The organism is Singulisphaera photorubra (assembly GCF_045290345.1).
Taxonomy (GTDB): domain Bacteria; phylum Planctomycetota; class Planctomycetia; order Isosphaerales; family Isosphaeraceae; genus Singulisphaera.
The window spans coordinates 6865423-6890911 of the sequence record NZ_CP155447.1; the positions used below are offsets into that span (position 1 = coordinate 6865423).

At 61.9% G+C, this 25489-nt stretch carries 20 protein-coding genes; 8 read left to right on the top strand and 12 right to left on the bottom strand.

Annotated features, from left to right (window positions below):
• Positions 1–6: 6 nt before the first annotated feature.
• A complete protein-coding gene (locus V5E97_RS25755; RefSeq protein ID WP_406694453.1) occupies positions 7–171 on the top strand; it encodes a hypothetical protein in 165 nt (54 codons plus the stop codon).
• Between the two features lie 81 nt (positions 172–252).
• Here the strand turns inward: V5E97_RS25755 and V5E97_RS25760 are convergent, their stop codons facing one another.
• Positions 253–684, bottom strand: a complete 432-nt coding sequence (locus V5E97_RS25760) for an ester cyclase (protein ID WP_406694454.1) — start codon at positions 682–684, stop codon at positions 253–255.
• 578 nt (positions 685–1262) lie between these two features.
• Here V5E97_RS25760 and V5E97_RS25765 point away from each other — a divergent pair.
• Positions 1263–1754: a hypothetical protein gene (locus tag V5E97_RS25765; protein WP_406694455.1), complete on the top strand. Its 492-nt coding sequence runs from the start codon at positions 1263–1265 to the stop codon at positions 1752–1754.
• A gap of 147 nt (positions 1755–1901) precedes the next feature.
• Here the strand turns inward: V5E97_RS25765 and V5E97_RS25770 are convergent, their stop codons facing one another.
• The 3 genes from V5E97_RS25770 to V5E97_RS25780 form a co-directional block, all read right to left on the bottom strand.
• The gene (locus V5E97_RS25770) at positions 1902–2384 is read right to left on the bottom strand and encodes a helix-turn-helix domain-containing protein (protein ID WP_406694456.1); all 483 of its coding nucleotides are present in this window, start codon (positions 2382–2384) and stop codon (positions 1902–1904) included.
• A gap of 670 nt (positions 2385–3054) precedes the next feature.
• Complete coding sequence (locus tag V5E97_RS25775; protein WP_406694457.1) at positions 3055–6345, bottom strand: efflux RND transporter permease subunit; 3291 nt, start codon at positions 6343–6345, stop codon at positions 3055–3057.
• A gap of 16 nt (positions 6346–6361) precedes the next feature.
• Positions 6362–7696 (bottom strand): efflux RND transporter periplasmic adaptor subunit, encoded by a 1335-nt coding sequence (locus V5E97_RS25780; protein ID WP_406694458.1) that lies wholly within the window; start codon positions 7694–7696, stop codon positions 6362–6364.
• 213 nt (positions 7697–7909) lie between these two features.
• On the opposite strand from V5E97_RS25780, the gene V5E97_RS25785 reads away from it, so the two are divergent.
• Positions 7910–8341, top strand: coding sequence for a TetR/AcrR family transcriptional regulator (locus tag V5E97_RS25785; protein ID WP_406694459.1), 432 nt, complete (start codon positions 7910–7912; stop codon positions 8339–8341).
• Entirely contained in the window at positions 8338–8541 is a 204-nt protein-coding gene (locus tag V5E97_RS25790; RefSeq protein ID WP_406694460.1) for a hypothetical protein, read from the top strand. Before V5E97_RS25785 ends, V5E97_RS25790 begins: the two co-directional genes overlap by 4 nt.
• Positions 8542–8683: 142 nt before the next feature.
• Here V5E97_RS25790 and V5E97_RS25795 read toward each other — a convergent pair whose 3' ends face one another.
• The 7 genes from V5E97_RS25795 to V5E97_RS25825 form a co-directional block, all read right to left on the bottom strand.
• Positions 8684–9007: a type II toxin-antitoxin system RelE/ParE family toxin gene (locus V5E97_RS25795; RefSeq protein WP_406694461.1), complete on the bottom strand. Its 324-nt coding sequence runs from the start codon at positions 9005–9007 to the stop codon at positions 8684–8686.
• Positions 9004–9279 carry a type II toxin-antitoxin system ParD family antitoxin gene (locus V5E97_RS25800; protein ID WP_406694462.1) on the bottom strand — a complete coding sequence of 92 codons (276 nt, stop codon included), beginning with the start codon at positions 9277–9279 and terminating at the stop codon, positions 9004–9006. Before V5E97_RS25800 ends, V5E97_RS25795 begins: the two co-directional genes overlap by 4 nt.
• A 239-nt stretch (positions 9280–9518) precedes the next feature.
• Positions 9519–11078, bottom strand: coding sequence for a hypothetical protein (locus V5E97_RS25805; protein ID WP_406694463.1), 1560 nt, complete (start codon positions 11076–11078; stop codon positions 9519–9521).
• A 3-nt stretch (positions 11079–11081) separates the two neighbouring features.
• Positions 11082–11354 carry a hypothetical protein gene (locus tag V5E97_RS25810; RefSeq protein ID WP_406694464.1) on the bottom strand — a complete coding sequence of 91 codons (273 nt, stop codon included), beginning with the start codon at positions 11352–11354 and terminating at the stop codon, positions 11082–11084.
• Between the two features lie 235 nt (positions 11355–11589).
• The gene (locus V5E97_RS25815; RefSeq protein ID WP_406694465.1) at positions 11590–12252 is read right to left on the bottom strand and encodes a zinc ribbon domain-containing protein; all 663 of its coding nucleotides are present in this window, start codon (positions 12250–12252) and stop codon (positions 11590–11592) included.
• A gap of 27 nt (positions 12253–12279) precedes the next feature.
• Positions 12280–15462 (bottom strand): carboxypeptidase regulatory-like domain-containing protein, encoded by a 3183-nt coding sequence (locus tag V5E97_RS25820; RefSeq protein ID WP_406694466.1) that lies wholly within the window; start codon positions 15460–15462, stop codon positions 12280–12282.
• Positions 15455–15853, bottom strand: a complete 399-nt coding sequence (locus V5E97_RS25825; protein WP_406694467.1) for a BlaI/MecI/CopY family transcriptional regulator — start codon at positions 15851–15853, stop codon at positions 15455–15457. The genes V5E97_RS25820 and V5E97_RS25825 overlap by 8 nt, the downstream gene beginning before the upstream one ends.
• An 845-nt stretch (positions 15854–16698) precedes the next feature.
• Here V5E97_RS25825 and V5E97_RS25830 point away from each other — a divergent pair.
• Positions 16699–18102 (top strand): DUF1800 domain-containing protein, encoded by a 1404-nt coding sequence (locus tag V5E97_RS25830; protein ID WP_406694468.1) that lies wholly within the window; start codon positions 16699–16701, stop codon positions 18100–18102.
• A gap of 63 nt (positions 18103–18165) precedes the next feature.
• Entirely contained in the window at positions 18166–19362 is a 1197-nt protein-coding gene (locus tag V5E97_RS25835; protein WP_406694469.1) for a DUF1501 domain-containing protein, read from the top strand.
• Positions 19363–19401: 39 nt separating this feature from the next.
• Here the strand turns inward: V5E97_RS25835 and V5E97_RS25840 are convergent, their stop codons facing one another.
• Positions 19402–20805: a monooxygenase gene (locus V5E97_RS25840; RefSeq protein WP_406701215.1), complete on the bottom strand. Its 1404-nt coding sequence runs from the start codon at positions 20803–20805 to the stop codon at positions 19402–19404.
• Positions 20806–21821: 1016 nt separating this feature from the next.
• On the opposite strand from V5E97_RS25840, the gene V5E97_RS25845 reads away from it, so the two are divergent.
• Both V5E97_RS25845 and V5E97_RS25850 read left to right on the top strand, forming a co-directional pair.
• The gene (locus tag V5E97_RS25845; protein ID WP_406694470.1) at positions 21822–22391 is read left to right on the top strand and encodes a hypothetical protein; all 570 of its coding nucleotides are present in this window, start codon (positions 21822–21824) and stop codon (positions 22389–22391) included.
• Positions 22392–22468: 77 nt separating this feature from the next.
• Positions 22469–25417 (top strand): hypothetical protein, encoded by a 2949-nt coding sequence (locus tag V5E97_RS25850; RefSeq protein ID WP_406694471.1) that lies wholly within the window; start codon positions 22469–22471, stop codon positions 25415–25417.
• Positions 25418–25489: the final 72 nt, after the last annotated feature.

Below are 25489 nucleotides of genomic sequence, written 5' to 3' on the forward strand. Positions count from 1 at the left end.
AGCCGCATGACTTCCGCCGAATTCTACAAGCTGGTGCTCGCCCTTTGGGGCGAGCATTGGCGGCAGAAGCTTCCCAAGCTTCTGGCGAAGTATAGTCACAGTGACACGCGGCAGACGTTCTGGAACTGGCAACATGGCACAATACGGAAGTACCGGAGTCGGTGGCAGTGATGCTGGCCAAAGAGGCCAGCAGGCCGCGCAGCAGGTAGGTGGGCTGATTGAGCCAGTACGCCTCCAAAATCGGCCCACAACTTAACTTAAGGCCTCCGCCTGCCCAGCCGGAATCACCCCGAGCTGTGCCATCAGGCCCGGTACGTCCATTAGGAAACGGGTCTCTTTGATCCTCCCGTCCACGAGCCGGTCGAGGGCCATTCCCCAGACCGTTACCCGGCGACCGGTCGGCGCGACACCGAGGAAGTGGCCCTGATGCGTTCCCGTCCAAACGAAGCGGCTGACCACTCGGTCGCCGTCGGTCAACTGCTCCTCTACAGACCAACAAATGTCGGGGAACGCGACACCCACCTCTCGTAACGTCTTCTGAAAGCCCACCAGGCCTTGCTCCTGCCCCGGCAACGGTGCGAGATGGATGTAGTCTTCACAGATGAACCGACAAGCGCCATCGCAGTCGCCCCGGTTCAATATCTCCTCAACAAACTGACGGACAATCGCTGCGTTGTCTGACATCGTTGAGCCTCCAATAATAGAGAAACGTCACCGACCACTTTAACGCGGCCCCACCAATCAGTTACCCAACTGACTTATTTGAATACCCGTCGGGCGATCAAGCAATGGGGGATCGCTTGCGAATTAGAAAGAATCAATGTTGCGCGGGCACGGGTGAAAAAAGGGGTCGGGAGTGAATGGCACGAGGATAAGGATTCTGCGCAGTACTATTTCGGGCTCCTGTACACTGTTTTTGTGACGAAAACCAGTGCACGCCCGCTCTAAACCTCGTGCCATTCACTCCCAACCCCTTTTCTCTCCTGAAAACAATGTCGCAAAGTGCTGCCGGACAGAGTAGCGGATTGAAGTCACGGAGGTCGGTGTCAAGTCGTTGACCGGCCGCCGATTCAGGCGGGCCCCGCTGGCCAAGGCTGGCTGGCCACCCCGAAATTCGGGAGATATTGTCGGCGGGACCTGCGGAAAGTACGATATTAACGTGACGTATAATCTGAGTTTTCATTGAAATAGCGATAATGCCACGAAAATATTTTCACTTCCATACATATACATTATCCCAACAACACAAGAATAGTAACACGATGCGACGATTCAATCTTACGCAATTGGCCACCCAATTCAAAATCTCTAATTTAATGATTCTTGTTGCCTTGTCAGCGATCGGAATGTACGCGTATCCAATAGTTTCGGAAAAATCAGCGAGACTTGCGCGAACCAGGATTCGTTACGAAGTAAAAAGCGACGTAAACCGAAAAGCCCGCCTTCTTTATACAAAGGCACTGGCGAAGCAATCCTACCCGGCTGTAAGGAGTTGGCTGTCCGACCAAGCTCGATATCATGGTGATCTCGAGAAGAAGTATAAGAAAGCTGCTTCATTCCCATGGATGACGGTGGCACCTGATCCGCCAAGACCCCTGACTATTATAACTGAAGAACAGGTCGCAGAATCGCTAAAATCGATGACTCCTGCTGAGATTAAAGCAAAATACGAAGGTCCTAAGCATAGGCCATACAAATATGGGTTACAACCTTCGCATCTGCCTCGGAAGTTGAGCGATCTCAAATCCTTGTGATGCCTGATTCTCCGACCTTACGGTTTACGACTGAGCTCACATCGAGCAGATCCGATAACAGCTGCCAAACTGACGTGGAAATCACGGGACAAAGCCACGCTTGCCCGAGAGGATCTCTGAGATGGTGGAAACGTCGGCCGCCGCAGCTTAAGTTGTTCCCTTGGCTTCGATCAGATGCCGCGACATATCCGCGTCGGAGCCTGGTGGAATTGGGTGCTGCTCGGTCTCATGCTTCTCGACGAAGTCCGGCTCGCTGGGTTTCGCCACCGGTTCGGCAGTCAGCTTAATGTGCATGCCGGCCGCCAAGGCGTAGCGATAGAGCGTGTCGAGAGTGGGATTGTTGTTCCACCCGTTCTCGAGTCGAGAAATGGCCGCGCGAGTCAGGCCCGATTGCTGCGAGAGATCCGTGATTGATACGCCCCCCTGCTCTCTCGCTCGCTTGATCTGGTCGACCAGTGAGAGCAGCTCGACGAATTGACCATGCGGAATCGGCTCGTCGATCTCGCCCCGGTCCACGAGGCTGGATGGTCCGGGCCGCTCGGCCTGGAATTGCTCCCGAATGGCTTCGAGCTCTGCACTCTCCGCATCGGTCAACTTAATCACATGCCGGTCCTTCATCGGTGTTCCCATGAAATTGCCTCCATCAAGGGGAGACGGGATAGGCGGTGATAGGGAAGATCACGTGAGGATCATCTCTCAATGTCCTCCAGACCACGGCGATGAAAACCCCCCGATGGGGTCCATCCGAACGTGATGGGATCGCCGTGTCGACGGCTCCGCTCGGTCCGGCTGGCGGGATCCATCAGAACCGCCTCGACCTCATCAGGCATCAGCCCGTGGGCGGCGATATGCTGGACGTTCCCTCGGGGGAATCCCAATCGACGATGACGTCCACAAACGCATTCACCTATGCCCGTCTTCCTGTTGCATTATAACGTACGGTAAGCGATGGTCAATACGTAAGCCCTACGACAGCCCTATGGCTGCCCAATGACGAATCACTGATATGGCCCCATCGGGTAAAAGGCAGCGGCGGTAGCATCGTTGCCCGGCTCAGAGACTCCGACAACGCACTTCGGCTAGAGTCCCCCCTGGCCATGCACCTCACTTGGGAGGTCTGGGAGATTCGGCAAAGATGGGTGCCCACTCGCTCGGCTTGACTAATCCCCTCATCCCCTGAGAGAAATGCGACCAACTGAGTAGAGTGAATCCCAAAGACATACGGCCGGCCCGACCGCCGGGGTGAATCCCCAACGGCCGGGCCGGCCGTGCTACTGTCGGTGCGACTCTCTTCGATCGATCAATGAGTCGCGTCAGGCAAGGCGTGGTCTCCACCGCTCAACGAGCTGGACTCGCCATTCTCCCCGTTGCCGTTGCCGGCGGTCGTCGAGTGGTCCCCATGAGAATGGCCCGAGGCTTCTCCCGATCCGGCGGGGGTCGGCGTCGTTTTCAGCGGGTGACGCCACTCACTGAGGCGCTGCATGAGGACGTAGAAGACCGGGACGAAGAAGACGGCCAATACCGTCGCCGCGAGCATCCCGCCGAAGACGGCCGTGCCCAGCGACCGCCGGCTGGCGGCCCCGGCGCCCGTCGCGTTAACCAAGGGATAAATCCCCAGGATGAACGCGAACGAGGTCATCAGAATCGGCCGGAACCGGAGCCGAGAGGCCTCGATCGCCGCGTCGATGATCGATCGTCCGTGAGTCCGCAACTCGCGAGCGAACTCCACGATGAGGATCGCGTTCTTGCTCGCCAGGGCGATGATCAAGACGATGCCGATCTGGGTATAGATATTATTATCCATCCCCCGGACCGCCACGGCAATCACTGTGCCCAGGAGGGCCAGCGGCACCACGAGGATGACCGCCGCGGGCAACAACCAGCTCTCGTACTGAGCGGCCAGGACGAGGTAGACCATCAAGACGGCCATGGCGAAGACGTAGATCGACTGTGAGCCGACTTTCTTCTCCTGGTACGACATCGCGGTCCAGTCGTATCCCATCGAGGCGGGGAGCTTGCGGACGGCCATCTCCTCCATGAGCTTCATGGCCTGGCCCGAGCTGTAACCAGGCGCCGCCGCTCCTGAGATCGAAGCTGAGGGATAGAGGTTGTACCGCGGGATGATTTGCGGGCCGAGCCGTTTCTCCACCTTGACGAGCGTGCCGAGCGGAACCATCTGCCCTTGCTTGTCGCGAACCTCGAGCCGGCGGATGTCCTCAGCCTCGACCCGGAACCGCTGGTCGGCCTGAACCCGGACCTGATACGTGCGGCCGAATCGATTGAAATCGTTGACATAGGCAGATCCGAGCGCAGTTTGAAGTGTGCCGAAGATCGTCTCGAGCGGCACGCCGAGGCTCTTCGCCTTCACCCGGTCGACGTCGGCATAGATCATCGGAACGCCCGAGCGGAACGTGCTCCGCAAGCCGGCCAGGCCCGTCTGCCCGTTCCCGCTCGCGAGCATCTCGTCGAGCACCTGCTGGAGCTCGGTGAGGCCAACCCCCGCGCGGTCCTCGACCTGCATCTGGAACCCGCCCGAGACGCCGAGCCCTTGAATGGCCGGCGGTGGGAAGGCGAAGACCATCGCCTCACGGACTTGCTGGACCTGGCCCATGAAGTTGCCGAGGATTTCATCCTGGCTCTGGCCGGGCTTCCCCTCGCGCTCTTCCCAGGGCTCATAGGTGATGTACATCGCCGCGGCGTTGGACGCGATCGCCTGGTCGAGGATCGACTGCCCGCCGATCAGGAACCAGCCCTTGACTCCAGGGGTCTTCTTCAAGATGGCGCTCACCTGATCGACAACCGCTCGCGTCCGAATCTGAGAGGCGGCATCGGGCAACTGGATGCCGACGATCGCGTAGCCTTGGTCTTCGGTGGGGAGGAACCCGGTCGGCAACTGGGTGAACCACCAGCCGGTGAACCCGACGAGAATGACGAAAAGGAGCATCATCGGCGCGACATGCCGGACGAGGCGGCGGATGATCGCGGTGTAGATGGCCTCGCAACCGTCATAGATCGCGTTGAACGCCCGGTAGAAAATGTTCTTCTTCGCTTTGGTCGGCCGGAGATAGACCGCGCACTGCGCGGGCTTGAGGGTCACGGCGTTGATGGCGCTGATGACCGCGGTGGCGGCGATGGTCAGGGCGAACTGACGGTAGAGCTGGCCGGTGATCCCGCCAAGGAAGGCGGTCGGCAAGAAGACGGCCATCAACACGAGCGTGATCCCGATGACCGGCCCGATGACCTCGTCCATCGCCTTGATCGTCGCTTCCCTGGGGGGTAGGCCGCCGCGATCGATATGGTGAACCGCGTTCTCGACGATCACGATCGCGTCGTCGACGACGATGCCGATGGCCAAGACCAGGCCGAAGAGGGTCAGCATGTTGACCGAGAACCCGAGCATCCCCATCGCCGCGAACGCGCCGATGATCGTGACCGGCACGGTCGTCGCGGGAATCAAGACCGCCCGCCAATCCTGGAGGAACACCAGGATGACGATCAGGACGAGCACGCCCGCCTCGAACAGGGTCTTGTAAACCTCATGGATCGACTCATCAACGAAAATCGTCGTATTGAACGGAATAATATAATCAAGACCTTCGGGGAACGACGGCCGGAGCGCCTTCATGGCGGCCTCGACCTTCTTGGCGACGTCGAGGGCATTGGCGCCCGGAAGCTGGAAGACGGCCAGGGTTCCCGCCGGCTTGCCGCTGATCTCGCACCACTGGTCGTAGACCTGCGACCCGAGCTCGACGCGGGCCACGTCCTTGACCCGGGTCAACCGAGCGGCCGCGCCGCTGCTGTCATCGACGTTGGCGAAGCTGCTGTCGTCCACCTTGACGATAATGTCGGCGAATTCCTTGGGGTCGCTCAGTCGGCCCAGGGTCGTGACGTTGTACTGGAACCCCTGGTTCTTGGCCGACGGATATTGCCCGACCTGGCCGGCCGCCACCTGGACGTTCTGCTCGCGGATCGCCAGGAGGACGTCCTCGGTCGTCAGGTTGCGGGCCTTGAGCTTCTCGGGGTCGAGCCAGATTCGCATCCCGTAGTTGCTGCTGCCAATGACCATGACCTCGCCGACGCCGTAGATCCGACTCAGCTCATCTTTGATCCGGAGCGAGGCATAATTGCTCAGGTAGAGGTCGTCATAGCGGTCGTCGGGCGAGATCAACGACACCGCCATGATGATGTTGGTCGACTGTTTCTTGGCGGTGACCCCCTGCCTCTGCACTTCCTGCGGCAGCCTCGGCAAGGCGACGGCCAACCGGTTCTGCACGAGCACCTGGGCCTCGTCGAGGTCGGTGCCGACCTCGAAGGTCACCGTCAGCTTGTACGACCCGTCGCTGGAGCAAGTGGAGGACATGTAAAGCATGCCCTGCACACCGTTGACCTCCTGCTCGACGGGAGACGCCACCGTATCGGCCAAGACTTTGGCATCCGCGCCCGGATAGACCGTCGCGACCAGGACCGTGGGCGGCGTGATGTCGGGATAGCGCTCAATCGGCAAGCCGGAGAGCGTGACGAAGCCAACGAGCATCGTCATGATGGCGATGACGTTGGCGAAGATCGGGCGATCAATAAAAAAGCGGGACATGATACCTTAAGGATCCTCAGGAGCGGGGGGCATCCTCGGCAACCGCGATCGACTTGCCGGCTTCCGTCGCGGACATCGGCTTCACTTTCGCCTTGGGGCGAGCCCGAAGCAGGCCATCAACGATCACGCGGTCGTTGGCCTTGATTTTCCCCTCGACCACGCGAAGGTCGTCGACCTGGGCACCGACCTTGACCGCGCGATACTCGACCACGTCGTCCGCGCCCACCACCAAGAGATACTGCCCCGACTGGTCGGTCCCCAACGCCCGTTCGGGAACGAGCAGGGCCTCCTTCTGCTGGTCGGTCGGTACCCGGACCCGGACGAACAGGCCCGGCAAAATCAGGCCGTCCGGGTTGGCGAAGACGCCACGGATACGGATCGTCCCGGTCCCCGGATCAACCCCTGGATCCTGATAATCGATCTTGCCCTGATGCGGATAGCCCTTCTCGTTGGCCAGCCCGAGCTCGATCGGCTCCTGGCTCTCGGCCTGGGCGCCCATCCGGTTCTTCGACCGGAGCAGATCGAGTTCGTTCACGTTGACATAAGCATAGATCGGGTCGATCTTGACGATCGTCGCCAGGAGCGAGGCCTGGCCGTCGCCCACCAGGTTGCCCACGTGATAATTGACCCGGCTGATCCGGCCGGTGATCGGGGAGGTCATCCGGCAGTAGCCGAGCTCGATCTCGGCCGTGCGGACCGCGGTCCTGGCCGCGCCGACGTTGGCTTCCGAGACGAGGATATTGGTTTCGTAGTCCGCTTCCGCCTGGTCGAAGCTGGCGCGGTCCGACTCGACCTGCGCCTCGTTCTTCTTGCGGTTGGCCTCGGCCTGGTCCATCTCCTCACGCGACCCTGCCCCGCGTCCCGAGAGGTTGCGCTGGCGGGTCTCGGCGACGCGTGCCAGTTGCAGTTGCGACTCGTCGAGCGCCAGCTGCGCCTTGGCGACTTCACGGGACCGCGACTGCTTGGCCTTGGTGAAGTTGGCCTCGGCCTCGGCCAGCCGGGTCTTGGCCTGATCCAGGGCGAGGCGGAACGGTTCCTCATCGATCACCATGAGGAGTTCCCCCTCCTTGACGATCGCCCCTTCCTTGAAGAGCCGCTCCTTGAGGAAGCCTTTGACCCGGGCGCGGATATCGACCGACATGACCGGCTGGGCCGTGCCGGTCGCCTCGAAGTAATTCGTCACGTCCTGGGTCACGGGGGTGGCGACCGTCACTTCCGGCGGGGGCGGCTCGACATAGCTGTTCTTCTGCTCACAGCCTGTTGTGATGAGGCCGAGGAGCAACCCAACCGCCCCCCAAAAGCGGGTCGCGGGGATCGTCCCCGTTGCCGATTCAGACCTCGATGCCATCATCCGCCTCCCGACGACGCCTTGACCAAATGGTCAATACGTATTGACCGAATGGTCAACATTCTAGACCGATCGACAAAATCGTCAAGGGGTCTGCCAAGCCCCTATCATTCCAGCCGGAGCATGAAACCACAGTTTGGCCGCATCAGATTGACGGGGCCCGTGACGCTGGATACGCTTGACCAAGCGGTCAACAAGGGGAGGGGGAGACTTACGATGACGGCCGAAGGCCATCGCGGCCGAGATGCGGAGAACACACGGGCCACCGTCATCGACGCCGCAAGTCGCCTGTTTGCCGAGCGCGGGTTCGCCGCGACGTCGATGCGCGACATCTCGGCGGCCTCCGGAATTTCGCATCCGTTGATCCATCATCACTTCGGCAGCAAGGAAGACCTCTATGTGGCGGTCAAGCGTCACATGGTCGAAGGCTACGCCCGGCGATTCCCCATCGCCGCCCGCGCCACGAACCGGCCCTTGAGCGTTCGGGCCGAGATGCGCCGGCTCATGACCTACCTCAGTGAGAACGAGGTTCTGTTTCGGATCTGCGCTGGGCCCGGCTCGAAGGCGAGATCCAGGTCTGGCCCGGCGAGCCCGACCTGCTGGACACCCTCCGCAGCCGAATCAAGGCCGCCCAACGCCGGAATTTGATCCGCACCGACCTCGACCCGGCCACTCTCAGCCTGATGATCTTCGGCCTGATCTACTTCTGGGTCGAGAATCGCGCCCACTTCGCCGAACGATTCAAGGGAACAATCGACGATGATTCCTTCCTCCGCCAAGCCATCGGCCTGGTCGAGCAAGGCGTGAAACCGTCGAAGAAATCCCCGGAACCGCGAGAGGGAGCCTAAAAGGCTCTGCTCGCCGTGGTCTGAATATCGGCCTAAACGGGATGGCTGCGAGTCTCAAAGCCGAACCCAATCCACCGACGACACCAAAAATTCAAGAACAATCAAATCTAAACAAATCAGCTCATTCTGCCATTAGTTACAGTCAATTTGTTTCTCTCAAAATGTCCCCAAAGTTTCGGGTGGCATGGAGCACTCGGATTACGTCAATCCCACCGTCGATGGGCCGATAGAAAATCAGGTAATTCCTGAACCGCTTGACGAAAGCACAACGAAGGCCAGCCAGACGATCGTTGTCGACCTCGTAGAGTTCACCAATCTGAGGAGTTCGTGCGAGCGTGGCGAACGTTGCTTCCGCAGCTTTGAGAAACCGGTGTGCCGCGGACTGATTTCGCTCACCAATGTACACGTAGCAACCGATCAAGTCCAGGCGGGCTTGAGGTGACTTGAGGACGATCGCATCCTTCATCGATCCTTGCGGGCCTTCCTGGCGGCAACGATCCGCTCACCCTCCCGCTCGATTTCGTCCCAATCTCCGGGAGTCATCGGTGTAGAAGGTCCGGACTCGATGCCTTGGACGACCAGAGCCTCAAATCGTCTCTTCTCCTCCGCACGAACGAGATCCTGTTGCTCCAACAATCGCAACGCTTCATTGACAACTTCGCTCTCCGAGGCATAGCGGCCTCCTTGCACCAAGGCGAGCACGAAACGCTTGCGATCTTCAGTGAGTTGAATCGTCATAACATATCGCCCCCTTCCCCATAAGCGTACCATATCGCCCCAGATTCTGCCAGGCCGCTGGATGGCCTGGACAACTCACTTGCCAAGGCAGCGCAACCACAAGAGGCAATCAGCAAAAGCCTCGGTTGGCCACTTGCCGCAACGTGACCAACCACGGAATTCCCCGCGAATCTTAGATCAGCGTTCACCGGTTGGCTTCATCGTCTTGACGAAGCTCCAAAGGCCGACCCACGCAAACCTCAGTCACGTCGGGGGGCTGACTTCCGCCTCAATATGAGCGCCGTCCCCATCGCCGCGAGACCGGCGCCGAGCACGCCCCAGGACTGCCGCCGCTGGACGGCGTAGGCCTCCATCTTCGTTGAGGGCACACCCACGAACCACTCCTCCGGACCCACCGGCGAGGCGATCGAACCACGGCCCGGCTGGAAGTCGTCGAAAAAGTGCTCATCGAAGAGCGAAGCACCCGCCGCGAGCTTCGACTCCTCGTATTGCTGATAGCGCCGCTGATAGTCCTCGCCGAAGTTCAACTCCGCCTCGAATCGTGAGCGCAAGTTCGCGGTGGTATCGCCCGCACGAGGCGGACTGACCTGCTGCCAGGCCCTCGAACCGGCGGACGTGGGCGTGGAGGGCTGATGCGATAGGGTCATCTCAATCTGAGCCTGCCGCTTCCGGCAATGGTCGCGAAGAAACTGCTGCAGCGCCGGGTCGGGCCAGAACCGAGCGGCCAGCCGCTCGGCCCGTTCGTAAGCGGCCCACGCAATGTACCTCTGCCCGACTCTCAGCATGGTCTCGCCCAGCGCAAGGGCGAAATAAGGACTCGCCCCGCCACCTTGGCGCCACATCCCGATGATCCCGAGGGCGGGCTCGTCAAACGCCACGGGAGCGCGGTGTGAGGGAACCGGCACGGCGTCCCATCCCTCCTCGGCCCCGACCTTGGTGATATGACGACGGATGGTCTTGAGCTTCGGCCAACGGACCGGATCATCAAGCGGAAGACCGGGCCGGAAGAACTCCGGAACTTCGCTCACCGTTGCTTCTTTGCCGAACGCCGCGTCGTTCGGACGACCGTAACCGGTGCCCACCCAGTCGGCTTCGCGGTTGAGGATCTCCTCGATCCCCAGGTCGAGCCGATTGCCGAGACAGTCGTGGGTCTTGAGCAAACCCTGGTCGTCCATTGCCGCGAGCAGGTATTCGGCAATGACCGCCTGCCAGCGCTCCCGCCCAAAGTGGGCTGCCGGGTTGACTTCCACCGACTTGCGGACGAACTCGAGTCCCTCGCGAAACTGCTCCTTGGCGGCTTGGTCTCCGGCAATGGCCTGTTTGAAACTGCCATGAATCATGAAAGTGCCGAGGTTCGCATACGAGGTGTACAGCTCGCGGCCGGCGACTCCGATTTTCCGCTGGTCTTCGAGCTTTTCTTGAAGGATCGAGACCGCCTCCGCCGAACGCCCCAGGCGTTCCAAGCCGGCTCCGAGATCGTCGGCCAGGGCGAAGCGTGCCGGATCTTCTTGAGCCAGCGCGGCCCACTTCAGACGATCGAGCCGTTCGCGCTCACGGTAGTGAGCCAGTCCATGCTTGGCGAAGCGCTCATGGATGACATCCTGGACCATGGCGAACCGAAACGACAATCCCCCTGGATGTTCCGGCACATGGTGCGGGAGCGGGGTGCGTTCGGCCAGAAACGCGAACTTCTCCTGGTTTGGGATGAGGTACCCGATCGCCCCGCCAACCCAGCCGGCGGCGTAACCGAGCAAGGCCGCGAACCCTGTCAGGAGAAACCGACGGAACCAGGCCCTCATCAATCAAGTCCTCGCCCGTCTGTCGGTCATCGTCACAAGAACGGCCCCGGTCAAAAGCGCCGCACCGGTTCCAAGGAGCATCGGATGTCCGGCAAACTCCAGAAGATCCACCGTTCTCGGTGGTGGAGGTGGGGGCGTGGGCGATGCCGGACTGGTCGGTTCACCATAGTTCGAACGAAACTCGCGTTCGTGATTCGGAAGTTCGCTGTCGTTGATGCAGGCGACAGCAGGCACCGCGAATCCGGCGAAAATCATGAGGGCAAGCGTAAAACGCATCGCAACCCCCTCCGGAAGATGTGGAGAGCTCGCAAAACGGTGTCCCTACTCAGTTTGCCGCACTCAACCGTTGCGAGTCAATCCGATGGCATCGAGAAGTTCAAACAGCATCAGCACAGCTTGCATAAACTGCAGATTAAATCAGCACCAATCTACATTTCTCGAAACAAGTAATTAACTAGCCGACAGACTCTCCACTGTGGCCAACTCAGACCGCCTCCCGAGGATCGATCGTTCAAAGGATCACGCCATTCCACCGGAGCATTTCGGTCCCGAACAGCACAAGTCCGAAGCCCACCGTCGAGCAAGCGAACCAGATCCAGAGCTCATCCCAGCGTGAGACGACGTAATAGGCGGTGTAAAGCGGGATCGCGAGATAGAGAAAGCCGTAAAGAAAATCTTCGCGGAAGGCACCATAAGCCCCGACTCCGAAGCCGAGCAGCACCATGAAAGTGCCGATCGCCAACACCACCGACCCGACGAAGATCGGCCCCCCCGGGGCGAGCCAGGCGATCGCGGCGAGAACGAGCACGGCGCTCCCCCCTGCCCGGCTCAGCCACTTTCCCCAGGCGAAGCCGGGCTCGCGTTCGCGTTCGCGACGGCTCATCGGCCTGGCTATGGGCTCGATCGGTCGTCGCTTGCGCCGCGACGTGAGCGCCGACGGCTCATCGCCCCGGGCCCTCACGAAGGTTGAGCTGGGTTCCAGGTCGATCTCGGCCGCATCGACCGGCACCGCGGGGGGCTCATCCAGGGTGTAGGTCTCGGGGTGCGACTCGCCTGGATTCGGGATCGTAAATCGATGGTTACAATGTTTGCAGCGTCCCGCTCTGCCGGCGAAGACGGCATCGACAGTACTCGCCGCGCCACAGGCTGGGCAAGTCAATGGGATCTTCATCATTGATGGCCAGCCGAGGTCCGTGTTGGTTCAGGGGCGAACGCGTTCGAGCGTCAGCTCCAGGTTGTTCGCACCGGCCGGGACGTTCTTTCGCACGACCTGGGAGAATCCCATGCTTTTCAAGGTCAGCGTATAATCCCCTTCGGGAAGCTTGTTGAACCGAAACGCTCCTTTCGCATCAGTGGTTTTCATTTCCAGGGTGTCGTTGTAGTTAGTCTGGGTACCATCCTTGCGGGCAATTCGCCGCTCCGAAATCGTCACATCAACATCGGCGATCGGCTTCCCCTGCTGATCCATGACCTGCCCGCTGATAGCGTCGGCCTGGCCCATCACCGCGTCAATCACAACCTCGCCCAGCGTCGATTCAATCAGCGTCTTGCGCTCGATGGTCGCGAAGCCAGGGGCGGAAATCCGCAAGCTGTAGTTCCCTTTGCAAAGATTCGGCAGCAGGAACATCCCGGAATCCCCCGTGACGGCGAGGTGAGTGGTCCGGCCGGGGATGACGAAAAAAGAACCGGGGTGCATCAGGATCCGAGCCTCGGCGTGAACGCGAACCTCGGCGCCCTGGATCGGCCGGCCCTCCATGTCGACGATCGTGCCGGCAAGACTTCCGCCATCGTCGGCCTGTTTGATCCAATCCTGAAAGGCGCGGCCAATCGCGTCGAGCTCCTCGTCGCGAACGAGTTGCGGTGGGTCCAGTGAAGCCACCAAGACATCTTTGGAACCCGCGTCCCGAAGCATTTGAACGAGCGGACCAATCAATCCGCCAGGCTCTTTGACCTGCCGAACCTTGCCCAGGTGATCGACCAGGAACACTGAGGAGTCGTACTTCATCCCGAAAGCCTGCATCGTGGCTCCAAACCCAGCGGCTCGAGGCAGATCGACCGCGACGGGGTGTGTGAGCCGGAGCTCCTTGACGTATTGCCGGGCCGCATCAGGGTCGTCCTTGCTGTCGAGAACGGAGATCACCCTGAGCCCTGCTCCTTTGTAAAGCTCGCCCAGTGCCCGGATGGCCGCGGCCTTTTCGTGTCTGCCCCCCACCGAACTGAAATCGATCAGGGCCACCTTGCCGCGAAGTTGCCCCCAGTCGACCGGCCCGGAGTTGATCCAGAGCGACGCCTCGATCGGTGGAACCGGCTGGCCTTCGACCTTGCCATCGCAATGACTCACCAGTTGCCGCAACGGCGAAAGGTCGCGCGGTGACCAGGCGAAGCGGTCGCGGAGCAGCTCGCGGACCTCGGGCCACCACGGGTCCGTCGTCCATGCCGAGCCGTCCGTGAGGTCTTTGACCGTGACATTGAACGGAACCGTCAGCGTGAAATCGTCCCGAGCGATCGCCTTCGCCGGCTCGTACCGGACGATCCGCATGGAACGCCGACTCATCAGGCTCCGCGACCCATCATCAAAGACGGACCACGACTCCGAGAGAATCCGACTGGGGATCCAGAGCCCTCGTTCCGCCTGCCGAAGATCCTGGAGCCGATGCAAGGCATAGCGGTGGCCGTTACGATAATACGCCATCTCGACCGCGAGATGGGACCGCCGGGGAGAGATCGCATATTCCGTCCGCCACTCACCGCTGGGGTTGCGCGTCGTCTTTTCGAGCAAGTAGCAGCGCACCCCATCGACCGTCTTCTGGGAGACTTTCGTGGTCGCGTCGTTCAGCAATTCGATCAGATTCTTGCGACTCGGCCAGAACAACGCCCGTGGCTCCAAGGCGAGCGCCGAGGGATTCGACTCTCCCCAGGTGACCTCGTTCGCCCTGACATTCCAGTGATAGTGACGCTCACCGTCAAACCCCGTTACCCAGCGGTCGGGCACAAGTTGCCGAGCCCCGGAGTTCGGCATCATCGAGTCGAACTCGGTTCGCCACAACCGGCCGTCACTCCCATACTGGAAACGGCCTGGGAACTTGATATCGACACTCTTTCTTTCTTGACCACGTGACTCCGCGAAGGGATCAGAATCTCTCTCCTCATCGAATTCAACTTCCAGCAGGCCCGCTTCGTAGTCCTTCCAGGCCGTCTCGAGCTTGATCGCCAGTGCCTTGGGCTCGATCTCCGGAAGCAGTGCATCGGCCGGCTCGGCCTCAATGGCGTGGGCGACGAAGCCGACCAAACGTACCGACCCGGAGACGCCCAGGAGCACAAGCCCGACACCCCCCAGCATCATGACCTGCCGACACGTCAGGGGACTGGCCGGGCGCGAGTCCCGATCCAGCAACCGGCGCACCCGAACCGCCAGGTCCGCTCCCCCCAGGAGCGAGGAGGCAAGCGCCGGGGGCTTGACTCGCACCGGAGCCAGATCGAGCAACCAGCGAGCGTACCCTTCCGGCCCCTCCGACCGGCTCGATGCCACGTCGTCGCAGCAATACTCACGCTCGCGGCGGAGGCGGTCGAGCAGAAAGTGGATCGGCAGGTAGAACCAGGCCAGACAGCGCCAGATCTCAGCCAGCAGCGCCACCCAGTCGTCACCATGCTTGAGGTGGGCCAACTCATGCACAAGGCTCAGCCGGCGCTGCGACGAGGTCATCGGGCAGTGCGCCGCGGTCGGCCAGAGCAGCGTCGGCCGCAGCAAACCCACGCACATCGGCGCCTGGATCTCGGGATGAACGCCGACCCTGACCCGGCGGCGCAGACCGAGATCGACCCGAGCCGGTTCCAACTCCCCTGCCAACTCGGCCGGTACGTCCCCGGTGGCCGCCGCCAGCAACGCCCGAACGCGAATCGCATCGCGGCCCAGCCGAACGGCGAAGACCAGGGCCCCCGCCCCCCAGATCAGGAGCGCCAACTCGGGCCAACGACCACCCTCGGCCCGCGGCCGAACTGCTGCAACTGGCTTTGGTATCTGGGGCGGCAGAATCCAGGTTGAGGACGCCGTCGGAGCGAGCGCCGCACCGTCGCGCCCCTCGATCGCCATGGCGGGCACCCCCTCGAACCAGGAAGTGAACCGTCCGACCGGACTTGCCGCGAGGTTGGCAGGGCGGCGCACGAGCGCGACTGCATCGTGCCAGGAGACCCACGGGCCAAGCCAGACAACCAGCGGCGCCAGCACCAACCCCGCGAACGTGGCCAGGAGCCAGCCACCGTAGCGGAGCGAGGCCCGGCTCGGCCGACCGAGTCGGATCCAGGCGCCAACCGCCACGACGACCAAGGTCCACGCCAGGGCCCAGTGGCCCAGCGACTCGGCCCATTCCCACGCGTGCTCATTCATCGTTGGCGTCCTGTCTGCGTTGGATCTCGAGGCGCAACTGCTCCCAGACTTCGGGCGAGAGCTCCGGGCTCTCCGCCAGACCCATCACGAACGATTCGGCCGAGCCATCGAAGAAACGGCCCAGGAAGTCGCGGATTACCAGCCGAGTGGTCTTGACTTGACTGACCTTCGCCAAGTAACGATACGTTTTCCCGTCTGCCTCGTGGCCCACGTGCCCCTTCTTCTCCATGAGCTGGAGCAAACTCAAAACGGTCGTATAAGGAATCTCCTCCCCCCCCGCCGTCGCAAGCCGCTGGAGAACCTCACGCACCGTCGAAGGACCGTGCTCCCAGAGACTCTTCAAAATCGCATACTCGCGGCCACTCAGGGCCGACGGACTCTTCCCGGCCATCAGTCTTATTCCTACGAGTTCGTCGTACTCATCGATGAGTATTTGCGGGGCATCCACTCACGTCAAGACCCAGCTTCATGAATTCCCCGTGATTTCCTTCTCCGGGAGAACGGACAAAGTTCCCACGGCAGAGGGTTGCGACGACAACCACAAAGAATTCAACGATCCGCTATAGAGCTAAGATTCACACTCGTTCCCACGGTCCCCCGTGGGAATGCCGCCCCCGACGCTCCGCGTCGTCTGGCCCTCGAAAGCCGAGGAGGCAGAGCGTCCAAAACTTCATTCCCACGGAGGACCGTGGGAACGAGTAGCGAGAGGCTTTCTAGCCCTGTATCGGGTCGTTGAATAATTCCAGACAGGACAACTGCGGCGGTCTCGCTGGCAGCATCAGCAGCATACACTCACTTTCTTACATACAATTCAGAGCAAACAAAAATGATACCCCTAACGACCTGCCCCTTGAGCGGAAAGTTGACCGCGTCCAGGCCAACGAAAGAAACGTCTATGGCTACTTAAAAAACGTCCACCTGCTCAGGTCGGCTCGGCGGGACAACTTCTATGGTCGCCCTTTCAAGAAAAACGCAAGCAATCAACCTCGAAGAACGAGTTGATCGAGGCAAGCAAGTAACGAAAACTTTCGAAAAAGGCACTCTCTCTTCGAGAAAGTCGAGACGATCGGCCGGCTCGGACCCTTTTATCAGTGGAGATGAACGAAGCTGATGCCAGGTTCCAGATCAAGGGACTCGCCCCGGGCCTGCGCTACCGGGTGTCCGTCCGTGCTCCGCAAGGCCAGCGGGGACGTCTCGATCAGGTTCCAAGACCGGGCAAAGAAACAGAGAGCAGACATGTTTACTGAAAGCAACGAGCTCGCCACCCCGGAACGCGGTTCAGCCTGGACTCGGTACATCCCGGACGCGAACACCCCCTGGAACCTGACTCGGGTCGTGCACCTGCACCGTCGCGCGGGGTTCGCGGCGTCCTGGAACGAGCTCCAGCGTGACCTGAAGGACGGTCCCGAGGCGAGCATCGATCGCGTGCTCGCAGGCAAGGCACGCAGTGGCGAAATCCCCGAGGGCTTTGAGACCACCTCCACCTTGCTCGCCGATGCCGCGGCGGCCTCCAACGACCCGGCGCGGCTCAAGGCGTGGTGGGTCTTCCGCATGCTCTTCAGCCCCGACCCACTGGGTGAGCGGCTCACGTTGCTCTGGCACAACCACTTCGCCACCAGCAACCTCAAGGTTGACAACCTCGAGGCGATGCGGCGGCAGAATGAGACCTTCCGCCGCCTCGCCCGGGCCCCGTTCGGCGAGTTGCTGACCGCCGCCGTCCAGGACCCCGCGCTCCTGACCTGGCTCGACGCGCCGGCCAACCGCAAAGGGCACCCCAATGAGAACCTCGCTCGTGAACTCATGGAATTGTTCACTCTGGGCATCGGTCACTTTGGCGAGCCCGACGTCCAGGAGGCTGCCCGCGCCCTGACCGGATGGACCGTCAACGAGGGCCAGTTTCGCGCGGTCGCGACTCGGCACGACGAGGGAGAAAAAACGATCCTCGGCCGCGCGGGGCGGTGGTCGGGAGACGACCTGATCGGCCAATTGCGCGAGCACCCAGCCACTGCCGAACGCCTGGCCAGGCGGCTTTGCAGCCTCTTCTTCGGGGAGCGTGCGATCACCGACGACGCAATCGCACAGCTAGCAGCCAGCCTCCGCCAGCACAACCTCGAGATTGGCGGGGCCGTCGCCTTGATCGTGCGTTCGAACCTCTTCTTCGCGGCCGCGAACTTGCGGTCGCGAATCGTGGGGCCGGTCGAGTTCGTCGTCGGGCCGATCCGGGCCTTCGAGCTGCTCGAACCGCCGCCGAGCACCCTGGTCCTGGCCGACTGGTCCGCGCGGCTTGGCCAGGACCTCTTTTATCCCCCCAACGTCGGCGGCTGGCCGGGCGGCCGGTCATGGCTGACGACCCGATCGCTGATCGGCCGGGCCAACTTCGCTGCGGCTCTGGCCGAAGGTCGAGGCATCGGCCGCCCTGAGCCTGTTAACGCCCTCGCGCTGGCCGAACGAGACGGACGGGGGCGCGGGCCTGACGAACTGATCGCACACGTCGCCGAACGACTGCTTGGGGCCGAGCCCAGCGCGAAATGGCACGACCAAATCGCCGCGAGCCTCGGTCCCCGGAGTGCGTGGGGACCGGAGCAAGCAGGACGCGCAGTCGCCCTGATCCTGTCCTGCCCCGAGGCCCAACTCGCCTGACCGTCCTGCTCGAAACAACGACAAAATAGATAACGATCCGCGAATGACGATGAAGGAGACCTCATGAACTCGCGACGCAACTTCCTCAAAACGGCCTTGCGCGGATCGTCCTTGATCGCCCTGGCCCCGACAGTCCCCGGCTTCCTTGCACGCACCGCAAGGGCGGCCACCGCTGATCGCGACGGCCGGGTGCTCGTTGTGGTCCAGCTCGACGGCGGCAACGATGGGATCAACACAATTGTCCCGTTCACCGACGAAGGCTACGCTCGGCACCGCAAGACGCTACGGCTGCAAAACAACCAAATCATCAAGATCAACGAAACTATTGGCCTGCACCCGGCGATGCGCGAGGCCGGCAAACTCCTCGAGTCGGGTCAACTCGCGATCGTGCCGGGCGTGGGGTATCCGAACCCGAGCCGATCACATTTCCAGAGCATGGCGGTCTGGCAGTCGGGCCGACTCGACCCCGAGGAACATGGCGGGCCAGGATGGATCGGCCGAGGACTCGACACGGCGGGTGGCCGCGCAGAGTCGCTATTCGTCGGCTCAGGCGCTCCACCGGCCGCCCTCCAGGGCCGACGATCCAACGCCTTGTCGCTTGAACGCATGGAGGATCTCGCCCTGGCCCCCCCGAGGGACGCTCTCCGTACGGACCTGGCCGGCGAGCCGGGAGACAATTTGTCCGCCTTCGTCCGCCAGAGCATGCTCGACGCCTATGCGTCCGCCGACCGCCTGGGAGAACTCAGCCGCAACCGCGAAGCCGAGGCGCGGTATCCGGCCACCGCGCTGGCCGAGCGACTCCGCACCGTCTCCCGGTTACTCAAAGGGGGGTACGCCGCCCGCGTCTTCTACACCACCCAAGGGGGCTACGACACTCACGCCGGCCAGTTATTCTCACACGCCGACCTGCTTCGCACTTTGTCAGAGGCCCTGAAGGCGTTCCTCGACGACCTGGCGGCGGCCGGCCTGGCTGAGCGCGTGCTGGTCCTCGGGTTCAGCGAGTTCGGCCGCCGAGTCGCCGAAAATGGGTCGGCGGGAACCGATCACGGCACCGCCGGCCCGGTCCTGCTCGCGGGCGCGGGGGTCCGCCCCGGACTGGCCGGCCCTTATCCCAGTTTGACCGACCTCGAGGCCGGCGACCTCAAAATGTCGGTCGACTTCCGCCGGGTCTACGCAACCATCCAGACAGGGTGGCTCGGGCTTCCCGCCGACCCTGCCCTCGGGGACAACGTCTCCCCCTTGCCCCTGCTTCAAGTCTGAACCCAATCCATGCAAAGAGCAAGTTTTGCAAGGCAGGCTTCATCGAGCCTGCCTGGCCGTCTGCTTGAGCATATTTTTAAGGCGCTGCTTGCTCAAGATCTCAGCAAGATCATCCTTGACCCAGGGGAGGGTCAGGTCCTGCCCTTTCTTGACGACGGCGATGAAGCCTTCACACATTTCGTCATCGGCCCCGTAACCCCACGCCACTCGCTTGGGGGGTTGATTGGGGTTACGCGAATGGTCGGAGTTGTCGAAGTGAGCGGTCACGTTGACGACCGCCCCCCCCGGAAGCGTGATCGGCTTCTGGAAGAAGTACGCGCTCTGCCAGGAGGGGTCCCAGACGGGTATGTGAATCAGGTCTTGCTTAGTACCGTTCGGCAAGGTCACCGACATTCGCATGTCACGACCGAGCAAGTGCATGTGCGGCGATACCGCCAGGATCTCGAGCTCGATCGGGACGTACCAGTTCGCCTTGACCTCAAAGTTGGCGGCGCCCACCGGGAGCTGAAACTTCGAGTTCGACACGGTCGTCCAGTGGAGCGCCTGCTTGACCGGCCCTCGCGAGAAATAGATGCCGACGCGGGTGCGATCCACCTCCGATTTTCCCGTGGCGTGGTAATGAACCTGGAGAATGACGTCGGACTGGCGGGGCAAAAGCTGGCCGACCCCCGGCGGGAAATGGCTGGGCTCGTGACCACCGGCCCAGAAGCTCAGGTCCTCGTAGACTGCGATGCCCGGCCCCGCGAACGACGTATATCCCGGGCGAGGCTCCGCCTTGTCCTTCGACCGCCCCTCGCCGCTCGAGTCGAGGAAGGCATTAATATGATGCACAACCTTCGTATTCCCCGGTCGGAAGTCGATCGCGGAGATATAGGTGTCCTTCGCCAGATTCGTGGGAAGCACGAAACAGCGATAGGTGTCCGGGCACGAGGCGCGAATCTTAAAGTCTTCGGCCGGCTCGAGGATGAGGTCGGGCGGGCCCAGCTTCCAGCCCTCGGCGAATTGGGCCGGCGGTGGCAGATGTTTCGGGTCGCCTTGGGGGGCGCCCGCCGCAGCCCACGCTTCGAGGGTGGCAATCTCCTCGTGCGAGAGCGACTGGTCGTGCTTGAGCGTCGGGCCGACCCCGCGAGCCGGCTTCCAGGGGGGCATCAGCCGGTCTGAAACCACGCTCGCGATATCCGCGGCCCGCTTCCGGGCCTGCTCGTACGTCTCCAGGGCGAACGGCCCGACCTGATGTCGCCGATGACAATTCTGACATTTCTTCTGAATGATCGGAGCCACATCTTTGGTGTACGTCGGCGGCTTCTTCCCGCCAGCCGACGCCGACAAAGGCCCCTCACCCATGGCCAGAGGCGAACCGAACCAAGCCATCCAGGCCACGAGCACCAATCGCCTCGGCAAGCAGAACCGCCAGATCGCCCTGCCGTCCCTGGAGTCGAGCATAATTGCCACCTGCGATCCTCCTTTGCGGCGAACCGCAAGGGAGATCTTAGCGTTGGAGCCAGATTCGTTAGACTTGATCGACGAGATGATGAGCAAGCGAGATGCCAAGAATCGGCGAGGGAGCCGAGATTTTGTTCTCGGCGATCCGACGTCCGACCAAAGCCGCCAGTCATACTCCGGTAGTGTCGGCTACAGTGTCCGCAAACCTCAAGCCTCAGTCCAGTGAAATCCCATTCAAGGAGATGGATTCATTGGATTGATGACAAAAACGGCGCGTGCAGGTGGAGAGCTGGAGTCGAAACGATCGGCTTAGGAGTTGTTCGTTGCAGGCATCTGCGAAGGGATGAGAGGGTCCGATTCGCCTCCCAGACTCCTCGTTGGAACCGATCCGAAAGCGATCGAGTCAGACCAAGGAGAAATGGAAGCATGCCGTCACGGATGATCGGGACTTCAGGCGAAAATCTCTGCTCCATGCGAACCTGTACGTGAAGCCGTGGCGTCAGGCGGATCATAGCAATCGCCTTTTCCGCCTGCAAGAACTTTCGGGACGGTCCAGCCATATCGCATCCCCACACTGTCGGCCCCGACCTGCGCGGCCCAACACAAGACCACGGCACATGCATGCCTACATTCGCCTATTTTATTGAATTCTAGTAGAAGCATACAAAGCACGGAATCTCGAAGGCTCAACGACCTCCAGCAGCATACGCTCGAAATGGACCGCGTCAGGGAGGGCTGGCGACCTCCGAACTTAACTCGCAGCACGACGGGGCCGCCCGCCTACTAACGATTACGCCGACCAGTCCAACTTTGCGACCCAAATCTCACAGACACGGCGATCTCCGTGCTCGAAAGTTGAACCCGCTCGCCGGCCGCGTCGATGCTTTATTTGGGCGATGGGTTGGCTGCAAAGCCTTTGAACGATCGGCCGCCGGCATGTCGCTCTCACCGGCTTCGGTCGAACGTTCCTCCGCCCCTTTATTTGATCCGAGATTGCACCTTCTGAGGGTAACAACTTGGTCGAGTTGTGCATCCACATCGCGAACGTTTTGTATCTCTTCTCCTACCTGGGTCGAGATATGTTGTGGCTGCGTGCCCTGACCTGCGGCGGGCTGGTGCTGGGCTTGCTCTTCTTTACCTGTCAGCCGACGCCGCTCTACGGTCCTTCGGTCTGGCACGTCGTCTTCCTGGTCATCAACGCGTTTCAGATCCGAAGTCTCCTGGTGCAGCGGCGCCAGCAGATGCTCACCGAGGAACAAGAGCGACTCGGCGAGGCCGCGTTCCACGACCTCTCGCGTGATGAACTCCTCACCTTGCTGACACACGTCACCTACGAAACCCCTGGCAGGCTCGCAAACATCAAACAAATCTGTCATCAGCAGTTAACCCAGGATGAACGCGTGCTACGCGATCTCGCCTTTGCCGGGTTGTCGCGTGGCGAGCTCCTGAACTTGCTGACCCGAAGGATGTGGAACTCCATCCGCAGGGGGAAACCGGCCCGATGGGGCCGGCGACGCCAAGCTCACCGGGGACGCGGTTCCGCCGAGTCTCAGCGCGAAGTCATCTCAGGTCCGGCGACGGGATGAAGCCGGCCTTTGGACGCCGAACATGCGGCGGACCTTGGACTCCAAGAGCGGTGTGAAGAACGAAGGAGCGAGCGATCATGGATGTCCCGCTTTGGCGAAGACGGTGGTGGCAGGCGACCGCGACCGCATGCTTGGCCATGCTGCTCATCTGCGGGGGATTTCTCCCCAGGATGGCCGCTCGCTCGGGAGGGGCTCCCGTCCCGATTGATCGCGATCCTCGGACACTCGAACTCGGACGGCCGAGCGACTTACCGCTCCCGAGCCGCGTCTCGGTGGCCCAGTTCGAGAAAGAGCTCTTCACATTCTTAAACGAACGCAAGTACGTGGCCCTGGGCTGGCGCCGGGATAAGAGCGTCCGTGACACCGGCCCCTACATTGAGGGCCGCTCCTTCGGCACCCACCCGGCCGTCCGGGTGTACTACTCGCCGGGCGTGATGCGATGGCTGCTCAACGGCCGAGCGGGCACGATCCCCGACGGCGAGATGATCATTAAGGAGCAATACCCCGCCCCCGCGATCCGGCACCGGGCCACGCTGGAAGGCGACTTGCCGTATTCCCTGGAATCCTGGACCGTGATGGTCAAGGATGCGGCCGGCTCTCACGACGGCTGGTTCTGGAGCAACCCGGCCAAGGGTCAGCGCGTGGTCGACAACCACCGCTATCCGTTTGCGGATCCGATCTCGGGGTTCGGACTGGCTTGCATCCGCTGTCATGCCGCGACTCAGTCCCCAGGCGCCGAGCCCGCCCACCCCGCGAACGAGTTCACCTTCGCGGCCTTGCGGAATATCGAAGGCTTCCCGGGAACACCGCTCACCTTCAAAACCGACGACTCCTGGCGTCGAGGCGCCAAGGAAGAAACGACCGAGGCCGTCGCCAAGACCACGGCGGCCGCCGACTCCGGCCTGGACCCACTTCGAGAATTCGGACGCCTCGACGCGGCCCCAGGATTCCCGAGCTTCTTCGACGCGATCAAGCTGGCCGAACGTTCACAGCTGTCTGTCTTCCCACCTGTCACCCACGACTGGGTCGTCAGCAGCCGCGACCGCAGTCAGGAGTTTCTCACCTCGAACCAGTGCATGAGCTGCCACGCGGGTCTGCTCGCCCCGTTCGGTCCAACGATGTTCGTCCCGACCAGTGCCAACGTCGAGTACGGTGCGAAAGGTTGGGACGTCTCGCCCTACGGCGAATGGCGCTGGACGCCGATGGGGCTGGCGGGCCGCGACCCCATCGTCTATGCGCAGATCGAGAGTGAGGTCAGCTCGCTCTGCAAGCAGTTCGAATCAGAGCCGAGCCGCGCCAACCAACTCTGCGCGACGCTGGCCGACACTTGTATGCGTTGTCATGGGTCGATGGGCAAGCGGCAGTTCGCCATCGACCACCCGGAAGCGTCGACGTTCTCGGTCGACCACATTCACGAGGTCGCCGACCCAGCCGCGCACCTCGGCCACGGCGGCTCGAAATACGGGGCATTGGCCCGGGACGGAGTGGGCTGCCTGATCTGCCATCGGATGCAGCCGCCTTCGCAGCCTGCCTCCGATCACCGCCCTTACCTCCAATACTTTCTCGAGACGTCGAACACGGGCAATTTCCAACTCGGCAAAAAAGGCGAGATCTACGGCCCGTACCCGGACAATGAGATCGCGTCCTACGCCATGGAGCACGCGACCGGCCTGAAGCCGAAACATAATGCCTTTTTGAAGTCGTCGCAGCTCTGCGCCTCGTGCCACACGGTCGTCTTGCCGAACGTCGATCGGCCGCTGGACCTCGCCGATCGCAGTCACAGCGCCGACGAATTGACCCGCGGAGAGGTCGTCCCCGAGTTCCGGAAGTTCCACCACCACATCGAGCAGGCGACGTATCTCGAATGGCTCAACAGCGAATTCGAGAATGAGATCAACCTGCAAAACCCGCGGGCCAAGTCGTGCCAGGATTGCCACATGTCGCGTGGCCTGAAGGATGAAAAGCACGGGCTCGACATCGCACAGCTCCAGACCAAGATCGCAGTCATTCAGGACACGACGTATCCGGAGGCCGAGAACCTGGTCGCGAGCGATCGCTTGCAGATCCGATCCCGTGACCAGGGATTCCGCCGCCACAATTTCTCCGGCCTGAACGCCTTCCTGCTCGAGATGTTCAACCAGTTCGACGACGTCCTGGGCGTCCCCAAGGCCGACTACATGACGGGCTCGAAGCAGGGTATCGACCATGCGGTCGATCACATCGCCCGGACCGCCCGCGACGATGTCGCTTCACTCGCCGTGGAAGCCAACTGGCAAGGGCCGAACCGGCTGACGGCCCGGGTCGTCGTCGCGAACAAGGTGGGCCATCGATTCCCCAGCGGCGTCGGCTTCCGACGCGCCTTCCTCGAACTCAAAATCGTCGAGACGGCGGTGGAAGCAGGCGGAACCGAACGGACCGTCTGGGCCTCGGGCCTGACCAACGACCAAGGAGTTCTCCTCGGCGCGGATGGCCAGCCGTTGCCGACCGAGTTCTTTGCCCGCGATCCCAAAACCGGCCGCCAGCGCTTCCAGCAGCACCATGAGGTCATCACGTCGCCCGAGCAAGTACAAGTCTACGAGACCCTGCTCCACGACGCCAAAGGCGAGTTCACCACCAGCTTCGTCCGAAGCTGCGAGACCATCAAAGATAATCGCCTCCTCCCGCGCGGCTGGCGACGCGAAGGCCCCGGCCCTGCCCTGGCGGGCCGATACCTGAAGGCCACACAACCCGGTCCGATCGCGGCGGAAGACCCCCGATACCAGGACGGCAGCGGATCCGACGAGGTGGCCTACCACGTCGAGCTGCCGAACCCCATCGACCCGTCCCGACTCCAGGTCCGAGCAACGCTCTACTACCAGGCCATCCCCCCGTACTACCTGCGCAACCTCTTCGAGACCGCCCCCGACGGCCCGGCGACCCGCCGCTTGCACCACCTCACCAGCCAACTGAACCTCAAAGGGACGGCCATCGAAGACTGGAAATTGCCGATCACGTCGGCCTCCTGCGCAGTCCAGTCACGCCCTTGAGTCAGCCTCTTTCTCTCTTGGTTTTCCGCAAAGTCGGACGAAGGCAGGGAGCTGACTCCCTGCCTTCCGATC

Bases quoted from the DNA above. Each gene is read 5' to 3' on its own strand.
- V5E97_RS25780 (WP_406694458.1), bottom strand. From the start codon at position 7,696: ATGATGGCATCGAGGTCTGAATCGGCAACGGGGACGATCCCCGCGACC.
- V5E97_RS25775 (WP_406694457.1), bottom strand. From the start codon at position 6,345: ATGTCCCGCTTTTTTATTGATCGCCCGATCTTCGCCAACGTCATCGCC.
- V5E97_RS25760 (WP_406694454.1), bottom strand. From the start codon at position 684: ATGTCAGACAACGCAGCGATTGTCCGTCAGTTTGTTGAGGAGATATTG.
- V5E97_RS25805 (WP_406694463.1), bottom strand. From the start codon at position 11,078: ATGAGGGCCTGGTTCCGTCGGTTTCTCCTGACAGGGTTCGCGGCCTTG.
- V5E97_RS25765 (WP_406694455.1), top strand. From the start codon at position 1,263: ATGCGACGATTCAATCTTACGCAATTGGCCACCCAATTCAAAATCTCT.
- V5E97_RS25785 (WP_406694459.1), top strand. From the start codon at position 7,910: ATGACGGCCGAAGGCCATCGCGGCCGAGATGCGGAGAACACACGGGCC.
- V5E97_RS25770 (WP_406694456.1), bottom strand. From the start codon at position 2,384: ATGGGAACACCGATGAAGGACCGGCATGTGATTAAGTTGACCGATGCG.
- V5E97_RS25850 (WP_406694471.1), top strand. From the start codon at position 22,469: ATGGATGTCCCGCTTTGGCGAAGACGGTGGTGGCAGGCGACCGCGACC.
- V5E97_RS25820 (WP_406694466.1), bottom strand. From the start codon at position 15,462: ATGAATGAGCACGCGTGGGAATGGGCCGAGTCGCTGGGCCACTGGGCC.
- V5E97_RS25830 (WP_406694468.1), top strand. From the start codon at position 16,699: ATGTTTACTGAAAGCAACGAGCTCGCCACCCCGGAACGCGGTTCAGCC.
- V5E97_RS25795 (WP_406694461.1), bottom strand. From the start codon at position 9,007: ATGAAGGATGCGATCGTCCTCAAGTCACCTCAAGCCCGCCTGGACTTG.
- V5E97_RS25755 (WP_406694453.1), top strand. From the start codon at position 7: ATGACTTCCGCCGAATTCTACAAGCTGGTGCTCGCCCTTTGGGGCGAG.
- V5E97_RS25810 (WP_406694464.1), bottom strand. From the start codon at position 11,354: ATGCGTTTTACGCTTGCCCTCATGATTTTCGCCGGATTCGCGGTGCCT.
- V5E97_RS25835 (WP_406694469.1), top strand. From the start codon at position 18,166: ATGAACTCGCGACGCAACTTCCTCAAAACGGCCTTGCGCGGATCGTCC.
- V5E97_RS25825 (WP_406694467.1), bottom strand. From the start codon at position 15,853: ATGGCCGGGAAGAGTCCGTCGGCCCTGAGTGGCCGCGAGTATGCGATT.
- V5E97_RS25800 (WP_406694462.1), bottom strand. From the start codon at position 9,279: ATGACGATTCAACTCACTGAAGATCGCAAGCGTTTCGTGCTCGCCTTG.
- V5E97_RS25840 (WP_406701215.1), bottom strand. From the start codon at position 20,805: ATGCTCGACTCCAGGGACGGCAGGGCGATCTGGCGGTTCTGCTTGCCG.
- V5E97_RS25815 (WP_406694465.1), bottom strand. From the start codon at position 12,252: ATGATGAAGATCCCATTGACTTGCCCAGCCTGTGGCGCGGCGAGTACT.